Below are 13,559 nucleotides of genomic sequence, written 5' to 3'. Positions count from 1 at the left end.
ATTTTTCAAACTCTGCAAAGATAGGAAATAATTAACAATCAGCAATTAACATTGAAAAAAAATATTTTGTGTTGTTTTTATAGTAAATTCTATCTAAAAAAATCGACTTTGGAACGATTTTGGCTATGAAAATATTATAAAATTAACTACCTCTTATGAAACAATTAATATTTTTTATCATTGGAACATTTTTATTAATTTCTTGTCAAGACACATCAAATAAAAATAAAGGTAGCGAAGAGATTTATTTACCTCAATCCAACGGACAAATAAATTCACTTGCTGTAGTGATTGACAATACCTTATGGAAAGGTACTGTGGGAGATACCATTCGCAAATATTTTGCCTCGCCAGTAGAAGGACTTTCAACAGAGGAACCTATTTTTTCATTACATCAAATTCCTCCAGAAATATTTACAAATAACACTCGAAACAGCAGAAATATCTTAATTATAGAAAAAGATTCCATTAATAATGTGGTGATAAAAGAAAATCTTTTCGCTAAACCGCAGCGAATTGGCGTCATTCGAGGAAAAACAAACCGCGATATTACCTGCGAAATACAAGAACATTTTTCAAAAATCGTAAGAGAATTTAAAGAAAATGACATCAGAGAAAACCAACTCCGCTTCCAAAAAGCTTTAAACAAAGAAAGAGACATTGAAGAAAAATTAGGTTTAAAACTAATGATGCCATCTGTTTATAAAATCGTAAAAAAAGAAAATAATTTCTTCTGGATAGAACGACAAATAAAAGGAGGAACCGCAAATATTATCATTTACGAAATGCCACCTAATAGCATTCCTGAAGGAGATATTCGTTCGGAAGCAATTGTTAAAATGCGAGATTCTATCGGAAAACGCTATATACCTGGACGAGAAGAAGGAATGTATATGATTTCAGAATCTGCCTTTGCTCCAAGCATTTATAACACTACAATTAAAGACCGCAAAGCCATTGAAAGTAAAGGATTATGGGAAGTTAAGAACTTCTTACTGGGCGGACCTTACGTAAATTACATTATCGAGGACGAACCTAATAATCGTTTGGTAGTTATTGAAGGATTTGTTTCGGCCCCTATGACTGATAAAAGAGATTATTTATTTGAATTAGAATCTATTATAAAATCTATTACATTTGTAAAGTAATTATTGGTGGTTAAATTAAAAATGGGAATCGTGGTTTCTTGATTCCCATTTTTTTATTTTCTGAATTTTAGTTTGGTATCATTCTTACATAACGGATGTACCCTTTCCCATCAACTTTACTTTTCACACTTTCGGAAGTGAGTTCAAACTCCACATCTGTTGCGTGATACTTTTGGTCTTCCACTGCGGTTTCAAAACGAATTTTATATCCTTTGTTGATTTTATCATCTTCAATTTCAATAACTTTAATTGCCCTTTCTCCTCCGCTGATGGTAGCTCCTGTAATGGCGTCAATAGTTTGTCGTTTGCCATAGAATTTCCACCATTCAATCAAATCACTATACCACTCAGGGTCATCACCCAGCACTTGCAATGTTTTTTCATATTTACCTTGCGGATTAATCAACGACACTACAATGTAAGCTCCCTCTCCCTCATAATTTGTAAGCTGAATCATACATTTGTATTTGGTGGTGGGCTGCTGTTTTGTGAAAGAAAAACCAACAAAAATAACCACTAAAATCCATATAAAATATCTGATTTTCATATATTTCTATTTTAAAAAATTAATATCCTTATCCTTTAGAGCTTCATTTTCTTTAGCTAAATCGTACGCAGTTTCTTCAAAATCTGTTGTAATGGTTTTATTAGCTTCTTTTTCCAACAAAAATTTGATGATATCCAAGTTCTTAGCCGTCATTGCAGCCTTGTGTAATGGGGTGAGTCCATCTTGGTTTTTTACATTGATATCAACATTTACGGAGACTACTTTTTGTAATAAATTTAGGTCTGCCTTATCAACTGCCAAATGATATATGTTGTTTCCTTTTTCCTGGTTTTGAGCAAAATTCAATCCTTTTTCTGTTAAAATGTTCCATTTTTCATCAAACTTTTTAATGTCTCTTGGTGTATAACTCTCTAACAGATAATATACTAATGTATTTCCTTTAACATCTTTTACGTTTATATCTGCTCCTTTTTTGATTAAATAAGAAACAACATCGGAAGTATTTCTGGCAACCGCCGAAGTTAAAGCAGAATGCCCTTGACTATTAGTTGCATTGATATTAGACGATTTATTCTCCAAAAGAGAAACAACCTCAAGTGAATTTCTAGATGAAGCATTAATTAGAGGAGTATTCCCTTCTTTATCTAACTGATTTACAGAATTTCCTTTGTCAAGAAAATAATTTAGAACAGCGATGTCTTTATGACGAGATGAAAGCGTAAAAAGAGGTGTTAATCCTTCCTTATCTTTTTGATTGGGACTCACTCCTAAGCTCTCAATATATTTAAAAAATTCCAAATTATTGGTTTTCTTTCTTGAGCCTTCTGCTGCTGCAAACATCAAGTTTTGTCCTTTATTATTTAAGGTTTTAGGATTTAATCCTTTTTTAATCAACTGATTGATTATCTTTTGATTACCATTTCTTGCAGCATAAAAGAGAGCATCATCTCCATTGTTATCAATACTTTTAAGCGATAATCCTTTTTTTATAAAATACTGAGCCTCTTTCAAATCTTTCATATGAGGAATTGCTAAAAGCAATGCATTAGCTCCATTTTCATTTTTTTCGTTAATATTTGCTCCTTTATTTATCAGAATATCATAAAGTTCAGTATTTATATTTCCACGCACGGCAGCGAAAAGAAGAGGTGTGTACATATGAGAATCTTTCACATTAACATCTGCACCTTTTTGTAGTAAGTAATTGATTAAAGGTAAGTTATTCTGAAATGCTGCCCAAAACAAGTAAGTACGTTTATCGTGAGTAAGTTTATCAACTTCATTTCCTTCCAGAGAAAGTAAAAAAAGTATAGTTTCATAAGGAGTTCCATTATTAATAGCCAGTGAAACAGCATCATACGCTCTCTCATTCAACTCAGTAGGATTATTCCCTTCTGCTATTTTTTGCTTTACTTGTTCAACAGTAGGCTTTGTTTTCCAATAATCATTACTCAAAAAAATATTTTTCTGTGCTAATAAGAAACCAGGCACAAAAAAACATAAAAAGAAGATAACTCTTTTCATCACCATTCAATTTAAAAATTAATGGTGCAAATATAGTTATTTAGATTAAATATAAATATAAATTCTATTTTTATTTATGGTGAAAGAAGATTCAAGCACTACATTTCAGAAAATTTCTCTGTAAAAGCTGTAACATTATCCCAATTGGTATATTCTATTTCTGCATCAGAATTTGTAGGGCCTTTAGTGATTACCATAATAAGTTTTATAATCAACTTATCAAAAAAGCCATAAATCTTATAGTTAATTTTACCCGCAAAAACTTCAACCATAGTTGGTTTCCACTTTATTTTATTCAAAAATTTAACTACATAAGGATTTGTATGTGCTTGTCTTTTTTCCTCTTTCCTGGCCACTAAATTCACTGAAATGAAAGCAGATTTTTTAGCATTGAGCAATTCGTAATTTTCATTTATCAGATTTATAATATCCTGATTATGTTTTCCATACCGAATACTTGATGCCAAAATTATTTTGTCAAAATCATTCAAATTATCTCGAAAATCAGCAATAGAAACCAATTTTACATCTTGTTTTCTTGAAAGCAAAACACCATTGATATGGTCACATATTTTCTTTGTTTGCCCATCTACAGAAGCATATATTATTACTGATTTTTCCATAATGTAATCTTACTTTTATCGTTTTTCCCATCGATGAATCCACGTTGCAATTGCATAAACCCACGCATCATCATCATTCAAACACGGAATCATTTTAAACTCTTCACCTCCATTTTCCAAAAATTCTTTTCCAGCCTCCATTTCTATTTCTTCAAGAGTTTCAATACAATCTGCTACAAAAGCTGGAGTTATGACCGCCAACTTTCTCACTCCGCTACGGGCAAGTTCTACAACTCTATCAGAGGTGAAGGGCTCCAACCACTTATCAATTCCTAAGCGAGATTGAAAAGCCTGTGAATATTGGCTTCTGGTTAATTGCAAACGCTCCACTAACTGACGTGTAGTTTCGAAACAATGTGTTCTATAACAACGTTCTGCTTCATCTGATTTTGGGTCACAGCAATATTTCCCTTCAGTAATTTTTTTATGATTATCTGTCTTTACTGTTTTCCATAAATGCCGCTCAGGCACACCGTGATACGAGAAAAGCAAGTGGTCAAAATTATACCCATTTAAGTGTGTTTTTGTCACTTTTGCAAGTGCATCAACATACTCAGAGCGATTGTAAAACGCAGGAAATTTAGTTAATGTCATTTCCTTGAATTTCGTTTTGATGAGTTTTTCTGTTAGTACCTCCACAGTTTCAGTAGTTGCCATAGCGTATTGTGGATACATTGGTAACAAAAGAACTTCAGTAACTCCTTTCTCCCTAAGTTGCTGTAAACCAAACTCTATACTTGGATTTCCGTAACGCATAGCAATCTGCACAGGCACAGAAACTTGCTTCTGTAACTTCGCTACCAATCTTTCTGTTATAACAATTAGAGGAGAGCCTTCCTCCCACCATATTTTTTTGTAGGCTTTCGCCGATTTTTTAGGTCTTACCCTCAAAATAATTCCACGAACAATAAGTACCCTCAAAAGATATGGAAGATCAATCACCCTACTATCCATCAAAAATTCATCCAAATATCGCCTTACATCAGATACCTTAGTTGAATCAGGAGAACCTAAATTAACCAACAAAACTCCTTTTGACATATAATTTCCCTATTTTATAAATATGAGGTGCAAATGTAAAGAAATTTTAATAACTTTTCACTTTCAAATACAGAAAAAAATTATACCAAAATTGATATTACTTATTCATTTTTAATTCAGAATAATAAAATTATCTTTGCCCTTCGGTTTAAGAAGTACTTTTCGATTATTAAAAAACTGAATAACAATATCTTAAATATTTAAAAAAGAAATAAAATGATTACAGCGAATAGCCTATGTGTTGAATTTGGAGGCACCACACTCTTCTCCGATGTTTCCTTCGCCATCAATCCTAATGACCGCATTGCTCTAATGGGGAAAAATGGTGCAGGAAAATCTACTTTACTTAAAATTTTGGCTGGTGAACGCGAAGCTACACGAGGAAATGTTAGTATGCCTAAAGATTTTACAATCGCATATTTGCCACAACATCTGATTATGGACGATAATTGCACTGTTTTTGAACAAGTTGCAAAAGCCTTTACCGCAATTCAATCAATGGAAAAACGCATTGATGAAATTAATCAAGAACTTACTATTCGCACTGATTATGAGTCTGATGAATATATGAAACTCATAGAAGAAGTTTCATCTTTAAGTGAGAAATTTTATGGCATAGAAGATACTAATTTTGAAGAAAAAATCGAAAAAACTCTGCTTGGTTTGGGCTTCACTCGTAACGATTTCCACCGACAAACAAATGAATTTAGTGGCGGTTGGCGAATGCGCATCGAATTAGGAAAATTGCTACTTCAAAATCCTGAATTACTACTTCTTGACGAGCCTACGAACCATCTTGATATTAACTCCATCGAATGGTTTGAAGATTTTTTGATTAATTCTGCCAAAGCTGTGGTACTTATCTCTCACGACAGAGCCTTTGTAAATAACGTAACGAATCGTACCATTGAAGTGACGATGGGTCGAATTTACGATTACAAAGCAAAGTATTCTCATTATCTTGAATTGCGGAAAGAACGCCGAGCTCAGCAACAAAAACAATATGATGAACAACAAAAAATGATTACCGAGACCAAAGAATTTATCGAACGTTTCAAAGGCACTTATTCCAAAACATTACAAGTACAATCGAGAGTAAAAATGCTTGAAAAACTGCAAATTATAGAAGTTGACCAAGAAGACACCTCGGCTTTGAAATTAAAATTCCCGCCTTCTCCTCGTTCAGGAAATTACCCTGTCATCGCTGAAGATTTGGAAAAAACTTATGGGGAAAAACAAATTTTTTCAAATGTGAATTTCACCATCAAACGAGGCGAAAAAGTAGCTTTTGTTGGGCGAAATGGAGAAGGAAAATCAACGCTTGTAAAATGTATTATGCGAGAAATTGACTACAATGGGACATTGTCATTGGGTCATAACGTGCAAATTGGCTATTTCGCTCAAAATCAAGCGTCTTTGTTAAACGGAGAACTATCTGTATTTCAAACTATTGACGATATTGCTGTCGGAGACATACGCACCAAAATTCGTGACATTTTAGGAGCTTTTATGTTTAACAAGGAAGAAAGTGAAAAGAAAGTAAAAGTGCTTTCTGGTGGCGAACGAACTCGTCTTGCGATGATAAAACTTTTGCTTGAACCTGTGAATTTACTCATTTTGGACGAGCCTACAAATCACCTTGATATGCGAACAAAAGACATCTTAAAACAAGCTCTTTTGGACTTTGACGGAACACTCATTGTGGTTTCACACGATCGCGATTTTCTGGACGGACTCGTAACAAAAGTGTACGAATTTGGAGGAGGGAAAGTAACTGAACATCTGGAAGATATTTATGGCTTCTTACAGAAAAAGAAAATGGAAAATTTACGAGAAATAGAAAAATAAAACTATTGTTTGAAAATAAGAAAACATCTGTAAATCAATTCTATTTACAGATGTTTTTTATTTTTAATTTTATCAGAGAAATGATTTTTTATTTCCCTAAAAAGGGATATCATCTATGTTTTGACTTGGAAAATTAGGAGGTATGTCCCCAAAAGCATCTCGTGCTGATGGAAGCTTAGAAACATCAAAATCATCGTTCATTTTCGAGCCTATTTCTTGCGTAAAAGATTGGAATCCAGAATTATCAAACTCATCTAAATTATCAAATTTACCAAACTGACCCAAGAATTTCAAACGAATATTATCCAATCCACCATTTCGGTGTTTAGCAACAATAAACTCTCCTTGATTTTCAGTTGAAGACTGAGCCTCATCGTCCCATTCCATAATCTTATAATATTCAGGACGATATATAAACGACACAATATCAGCATCTTGCTCAATAGCTCCTGATTCCCGCAAATCTGATAATTGAGGACGCTTATGTCCAGGGCGTGACTCAACATTACGCGACAACTGCGAAAGAGCAATAACAGGAACATCTAACTCCTTTGCTAAAGCTTTAAGATTTCGAGAGATAGTCGAAATCTCTTGCTCACGATTTCCTACACCCTTTGTTCCTCCAGCTGTCATAAGTTGAAGATAATCAATGATTATCAACTTTATACCATATTGAGAGGAAAGCCGTCGTGCTTTTGCCCTTAGGTCAAATATCGAAATTGAAGGTGTGTCATCAATATAAAGCGGTGCTTTTTCAAGGTCTTTAACTCTGGTACTAAGCACGTGCCATTCGTGAGGCTCTAATTTCCCTGTACGTAATTTTTCGGAAGAAAGTCCTGTTTCGGAAGAAATTAAACGTGTAATCAATTGAACTGAAGACATTTCCAAAGAGAAAAAAGCAACTGGAATTCCTTGCCCAACTGCAATATTTCGTGCCATAGAAAGCGTTAAAGCCGTTTTCCCCATACCAGGACGTGCTGCAATAATGATAAGGTCACTCGCTTGCCAACCCGAAGTAAGTTGGTCAAGTTTTGTAAATCCAGAAGGAACACCACTAAAGCCATCGGTTTTATTGGAAAGGTCTTGAATTTTATTCAAAGCCTTGATAACCAAATCTCCAGCTGATTCACTCGAACGTTTCAGGTTTCCTTGTGTAACTTCATAAAGTTTTGATTCGGCAGAGTCTAACAAATCAAAAACATCTTTGGTTTCATCATAAGCATCTTCAATTACTTCCGATGAAATTTGAATCAATCGGCGTTGAATAAATTTCTGCATAATGATACGTGCGTGAAACTCAATATGTGCCGATGAAGATACACGTTGTGTAAGTTGAATCAGGTAGAATTCACCCCCAACAGCTTCCAAATTTCCATTTTTGCGAAGCTGCTCCATAACTGTTAATAAGTCAATGGGTTGTGATTGTTGAAAAAGTTCAAAGATGGCCTGATAAATAAGTTGATGTTGTTTGCGATAAAAAACTTCGGGGCTGAGAACGTCAATAACATCATCAACTCCTTTTTTATCAATCATCATTGCACCAAGCACAACTTGCTCTATATTAATATCTTGAGGAGGAATTTTCCCTCGCTCCAGATTAATCATAGTAGGGCTTATTACATTTTCAGTTTGTAAAGATGGATATGTTTGAGTTTCTTTCATAGTGCGAAATTAGGAAAAAAAATGGTTTCTTGAAAAAGATATGTGAACACCCATTGTCAACAAATTGTTCATAACCTGTTTATAACTAATACAAAAACAATCCAAACACTGATTATCAGAACTCAGAAAAAAGTGATTTCAATAATAAGGTCTCTTAACAATGTTTTCTTTGTTCAGAAAATTATCCTTTCAAAATTGTACGCAGTGCTTTTCGTACAATATATTGTGTATTTTTTGTTGGGTTTTCTTTTTCCCAACGTTCGCAAAGTTGTGTCACAAAATCAGGACGGGTTTTGGAAGCATCATTGAGCCAATTACCTACACTATCCTGCACATATTTTGAAGAATCGGACTTTAGTTTTTCCAAGATGGACAAAGCCAATTCAGGTTTTTCTTTCAATTCATCAATATGCGGACACCAAACTCCCCTCGGACGAGTGGATTCTGTACAAAAACGGCGGATATTCTCATTTTCACTTTTAGTCCAATCCGTCAAAAACTTTATCGAAAAATCAAGATTGTCATTAATATCTTTACGAAGTGCCATCCACGCAACTTCTCGAACACCAAAATGCGTGTCGGCAATCAAAGGTTTTAATTGTATAAATTTATCTTTCAGAGAAATATTTTCATTTAGTTCTAAAAAATAGGTTGCATAACAGCGTACAGAATCTGAAATATGCGACTTGAGTTTTTGAAATAATATCTCATAATCGCTTGAACTCATATATTCTTTATAAAGCACTGAACTAACGACTCTTATGCTATTCATCGCTGAAGCTTTCTTCTGCTGTTTCAACAATGAAGTAATTTGAAGTATAATTTCTTCCGAAACGCCCATTTCAGGAAATACAGAACCAACCAAAACACTATGGTCAATTGCCAACCACTCCGTTAGATTTACCGTTTCGATATATCCTAAATTCAGTAATTTTAAAACTTCTGTAGGAATATTTTCAATTTTAATTGCTCCTTTTCTATGTAAAATCTCAGGGTTTATGTTCATTTTGTTTTCTTATTTTCTAAATTTATTGTCACAAAACTTTATTTCAAAAAAATGGCTACCTTATTTAGATAGCCTTTTTTTATTTCTATTGTTTATACACTCCCATATTCAGATATTTGTCCATTCGTTTTTCAACAAGTTTTTCTGACGGAAGTTTTTTCAACTCTTCGTATGTTTCCAAAATCACTTTTCTGACAGTTAGGAAAGTAGTTTCTCTATCACGATGAGCTCCACCAAGTGGTTCTTTGATAATCTCATCAATTAGTTTTAACTTCTTCATATCAGGAGCTGTAAGTTTCAGAGCTTCAGCTGCTTCTTTTTTATATTCCCAACTTCTCCAAAGGATAGATGAACACGATTCTGGAGAAATAACTGAGTACCAAGTATTTTCAAGCATATACACGCGATCGCCAATACCTATTCCCAAAGCTCCTCCCGAAGCTCCTTCCCCGATGATAAATACAATAACTGGAACTTTCAAACGAGACATTTCCAATATGTTACGAGCAATAGCTTCTCCCTGACCGCGTTCTTCAGCTTCAATTCCTGGAAAAGCTCCTGGTGTGTCCACGAAACAAACGATAGGAATTCCGAACTTCTCTGCGGATTTCATCAAACGTAAAGCCTTGCGGTAACCTTCAGGATTTGCCATACCAAAATTACGATATTGTCGCATTTTTGTATTTACTCCTTTTTGTTGTCCAATAAAAAGGAAACTTTGGTCTTCAATCTTGCCGAAGCCTCCTATCATTGCTTTATCGTCTTTTACAGTTCTGTCGCCGTGTAATTCTAAAAATGTATCTCCACAAAGAGCTCTAATATAGTCAAGTGTGTAAGGTCTGTCCAAGTGACGTGAGATTTGAACACGTTGCCAAGCTGTTAAATTACTGTAGATTTCTTTCTTAGTTTGGTTAAGTTTTTTTTCAATCTTTTTACAAGCATCGGTCATATCCACATCGCTCTCATCACCAATAAGAGCACACTTCTGCATTTGTTCCTCCAATTCTTTGATTGGTAATTCAAAATCTAAATATTCCATAAGGTCGTTTATTTTGACTTATATTTGAGCAAAAGTACGAAATTTTACAATTGAAAATATCTTTACCCCAAATATTTTGTATTATCTTGGCATCAATAATAAAAATCTCACATCAACAAGAAGCAACAAATCATTAATTAACAAATCATTACAAGCCCAAATTCAATTACTATTGTATTTCATTGATATTACTTATTTACCTATGTTTTCTCTTTTCATAACTTCACATTGTTTAAAACAAAACTTTTTCTTACTGCTAATTTCAATTTTACCTAAAAAAAAGTATATTTGCCCTTAAATTAAGTCTAAATTAAAATCCTTATGAACAAGGCTTCTGTTAAAGACAAACTTACCATTTCTCATCTTAAAAAAGGAGAAAAAGGAATCATAAAACATATTGACATTGAGAATATTCCGTTAAAACTAATTGAATTAGGGTGCTTTGTTGGTAGCGAGGTTGAAGTTATCGAAAAAGCTCCTTTTGGCAATCCAATCTACGTTAATATGAACAATTCCTACCTTTCTATCCGCAAAGAAATGGCTTCATTAATTGAAATCAACAAAATATGACCAAAAGAGAAATAAAAGTAGCACTTATCGGAAACCCAAATACAGGAAAGACTTCTATTTTTAATGCACTTACGGGATTAAACCAAAAAGTAGGAAACTACCCAGGAATTACAGTCGAAAAAAAAATCGGACATTGCAAACTCACTGACGATATTAAAGCTGAAGTTATTGATTTGCCAGGTACTTACAGCCTTAATGCCAATTCAATGGACGAACGCGTAGCGGTAGATATCCTTCTAAATAAGAACGAAACACTTCACCCTGATGTAGTTGCCGTTATCGCTGATATTGAAAACCTAAAGCAAAACTTGCTGATATTTACACAGATAAAAGACCTTAACATACCCACTATTCTGGTTGTAAATATGGCAGACCAAATGAAGCGAAAAGGCATCAGCATTGATGTTCCTGCTCTGGAAAGGGAACTCAAAACCAAAGTAATACTTACCAGTACACGCACACGAAACGGCTTGGACGAACTCAAAAGCGTTCTTGCCAACTGTGCTGACCTACCCACATATTCTTTTTTGGACATCAACCGATTAGATGCTCCATATTTCCATAATTTAACCACGCTGTTTCCTAAAGAAAACGCATACAAACTCTGGCTAATAATATCACACAATACGGATTTCATTGAGAGCCATAAAGAAATTGACCTCGCTGGTTTAAGAAACACCAAAAGCGAAAGCCAAATCAAGCAGATGAAGCAGCGAGAAACCATCTTGAGGTATCAGCAAATAAACGAAATACTAAAAAAAACATATTCGATAGACCTTTCTCAAGCGAAAACACTACGAGCAAAGTTAGACAAAGTGCTTATTCACAAAGTTTTTGGCTACATTATTTTTGCGTTGGTGCTTTTGCTCGTGTTTCAGGCTGTGTACGACTGGAGCAGTTATCCAATGGATTGGATAGAAGAGAACTTGGAGAAATTTACAAAATGGACGTCCAAAAAACTTCCTGAGGGAGCATTAACGGAATTATTAACCGAAGGAATTCTACCAGGAATAACGGGAATTTTGATTTTTATTCCCCAAATCGCTATTCTTTTCTTCTTCATCTCTCTGCTTGAAGAAAGTGGATATATGAGTCGGGTTGTGTTTTTGATGGACAACATTATGAAGCGTTTCGGGCTTAATGGTAAGAGTGTTGTTCCTCTGATATCAGGTGCAGCGTGTGCAATTCCTGCCGTGATGATTGCACGAAACATCGAAAGTTGGAAAGAACGCCTCATCACAATTTTAGTAACTCCGTTTATGACGTGTTCTGCCCGACTGCCCGTTTATCTGATTATCATTGCTTTGGTAATTCCTGATGGCGAGTTTCTGTTCATAAGTTACAAGGCTCTTACATTATTTGCATTGTACGTTTTGGGATTTGTTGCAGCATTGCTTTCCGCCTTTGTGCTTGACAAACTTCTGAAAATAAAGAAAGGAAAAAGTTTTTTCATTGCCGAGATGCCCAATTATAAACTTCCGCTGTGGCGAAACGTAGCTATCACTGTGTATGACAAAACAAAGAGCTTCGTGCTGGGTGCAGGGAAAATCATCTTGGCTATCTCTATAATTCTGTGGTTTTTAGCTTCACACGGAATGGGAGAGAAATACAACAATATCGAAAACGAAGCAACAACTTTAGCTCAACAACAGCAATGGGACGAAACCCAAACAGCTCATTTTATTGAGTCCTCACAGCTGGAATATTCCTACTTAGGCTACATCGGGAAAGCAATTGAACCTATTTTCAAGCCATTGGGCTACGATTGGAAGATAAGTATTGGCGTCCTTTCATCCTTTGCGGCACGTGAGGTTTTCATCAGTACACTGGCTTCTATTTATAGTTTGGGCGGTGATTTGGATACAGAAGAAGAGGAGGGCGAACGCACTATTTTAGAAAAATTACGAAGCGAAACCCGCACGGACGGAACGCCCGTATATACCTTTGCTACTGGCATCTCGCTACTTTTGTTCTACGCCTTTGCTATGCAATGCCTCAGCACTATGGCGGTGGTACGTCGTGAAACCAACAGCTGGAAATGGACTGCCCTACAATGGTGCTTTATGACGGGGGTCGCCTACCTGAGTGCTATGTTAGCGTATCAATTTTTATAACGAATTTTCTTTACAGAAAAAGGCAACTTCAGATACAACGAACCCACACTTTGCGGACAGACGTAGCGTGTGGTTTTTATTTCTTTAGGCTACCGAAAATTTTTCTGACGTAATAAATTAAAACAGACATACTGATAACTAAGAAAGGTTTGACGTCAAACTAAAATAAGTTTGCCTGTAAACTTAAAACACTTTGACGTCAAAGTATTTTCAGCAAACAGTGTAGTTTTTTTATCTAAATAGCTACCCAAAAACAGAAATACTTTCTATCTGAAAAAATATTGCCAATCCCCGAAATAAACGCAAAGGTCACTTTTTTAATTTGCTTTTTGTTATCTTTGCAAACGCATAGTTTATGGCGTTACTGGCTGTATTCTAATTTATTTCCACTTACATAAACAAAGAAAAAGATTACCTATGTAAGTTATAAAAACTTCGACTTCGTTTAGCCTAACGATAACTCGTAGTTAATTTTA

The 13,559-nt window shown here is 34.7% G+C and carries 11 protein-coding genes; 4 read left to right on the top strand and 7 right to left on the bottom strand.

Annotated elements, in window-relative coordinates; translation table 11 throughout:
• Window positions 1-155: 155 nt before the first annotated feature.
• Window positions 156-1,148, top strand: coding sequence for a DUF4837 family protein (locus tag YW9_RS0110780; protein WP_018280182.1), 993 nt, complete (start codon window positions 156-158; stop codon window positions 1,146-1,148).
• 67 nt (window positions 1,149-1,215) lie between these two features.
• Here the strand turns inward: YW9_RS0110780 and YW9_RS0110775 are convergent, their stop codons facing one another.
• The 4 genes from YW9_RS0110775 to hemH all read right to left on the bottom strand — a co-directional run bounded on the left by YW9_RS0110775 (window position 1,216) and on the right by hemH (window position 4,844).
• A complete protein-coding gene (locus YW9_RS0110775) occupies window positions 1,216-1,695 on the bottom strand; it encodes a DUF2271 domain-containing protein (protein WP_018280181.1) in 480 nt (159 codons plus the stop codon).
• Window positions 1,696-1,701: 6 nt separating this feature from the next.
• Window positions 1,702-3,180, bottom strand: a complete 1,479-nt coding sequence (locus tag YW9_RS0110770) for an ankyrin repeat domain-containing protein (protein ID WP_026193988.1) — start codon at window positions 3,178-3,180, stop codon at window positions 1,702-1,704.
• A gap of 98 nt (window positions 3,181-3,278) precedes the next feature.
• Complete coding sequence (gene hemG, locus YW9_RS0110765; RefSeq protein WP_018280179.1) at window positions 3,279-3,803, bottom strand: menaquinone-dependent protoporphyrinogen IX dehydrogenase; 525 nt, start codon at window positions 3,801-3,803, stop codon at window positions 3,279-3,281.
• A gap of 15 nt (window positions 3,804-3,818) precedes the next feature.
• Window positions 3,819-4,844 (bottom strand): ferrochelatase, encoded by a 1,026-nt coding sequence (gene hemH, locus YW9_RS0110760; protein WP_018280178.1) that lies wholly within the window; start codon window positions 4,842-4,844, stop codon window positions 3,819-3,821.
• A 216-nt stretch (window positions 4,845-5,060) separates the two neighbouring features.
• Here hemH and YW9_RS0110755 point away from each other — a divergent pair, with 216 nt between their 5' ends.
• Window positions 5,061-6,692, top strand: coding sequence for an ABC-F family ATP-binding cassette domain-containing protein (locus YW9_RS0110755; RefSeq protein WP_026193987.1), 1,632 nt, complete (start codon window positions 5,061-5,063; stop codon window positions 6,690-6,692).
• Between the two features lie 96 nt (window positions 6,693-6,788).
• Here YW9_RS0110755 and dnaB read toward each other — a convergent pair whose 3' ends face one another.
• The 3 genes from dnaB to YW9_RS0110740 all read right to left on the bottom strand — a co-directional run bounded on the left by dnaB (window position 6,789) and on the right by YW9_RS0110740 (window position 10,399).
• Window positions 6,789-8,354: a replicative DNA helicase gene (gene dnaB, locus YW9_RS0110750; protein WP_018280176.1), complete on the bottom strand. Its 1,566-nt coding sequence runs from the start codon at window positions 8,352-8,354 to the stop codon at window positions 6,789-6,791.
• A gap of 181 nt (window positions 8,355-8,535) precedes the next feature.
• Window positions 8,536-9,360 (bottom strand): DNA alkylation repair protein, encoded by an 825-nt coding sequence (locus YW9_RS0110745; RefSeq protein WP_018280175.1) that lies wholly within the window; start codon window positions 9,358-9,360, stop codon window positions 8,536-8,538.
• An 85-nt stretch (window positions 9,361-9,445) separates the two neighbouring features.
• Entirely contained in the window at window positions 9,446-10,399 is a 954-nt protein-coding gene (locus YW9_RS0110740) for an acetyl-CoA carboxylase carboxyltransferase subunit alpha (RefSeq protein ID WP_018280174.1), read from the bottom strand.
• A gap of 321 nt (window positions 10,400-10,720) precedes the next feature.
• Between YW9_RS0110740 and YW9_RS0110735 the strand changes: the two genes are divergently transcribed.
• Together YW9_RS0110735 and feoB are read left to right on the top strand one after the other, a co-directional pair.
• Entirely contained in the window at window positions 10,721-10,969 is a 249-nt protein-coding gene (locus tag YW9_RS0110735; RefSeq protein ID WP_018280173.1) for a FeoA family protein, read from the top strand.
• Window positions 10,966-13,083, top strand: a complete 2,118-nt coding sequence (feoB, locus tag YW9_RS0110730; RefSeq protein ID WP_018280172.1) for a ferrous iron transport protein B — start codon at window positions 10,966-10,968, stop codon at window positions 13,081-13,083. The genes YW9_RS0110735 and feoB overlap by 4 nt, the downstream gene beginning before the upstream one ends.
• The last annotated feature ends 476 nt before the right edge of the window (window positions 13,084-13,559 follow it).

Origin of the sequence: Capnocytophaga cynodegmi DSM 19736 (assembly GCF_000379185.1) — a bacterium.
Taxonomy (GTDB): domain Bacteria; phylum Bacteroidota; class Bacteroidia; order Flavobacteriales; family Flavobacteriaceae; genus Capnocytophaga; species Capnocytophaga cynodegmi.
This window is presented reverse-complemented; position numbering and strand designations above follow the sequence as displayed.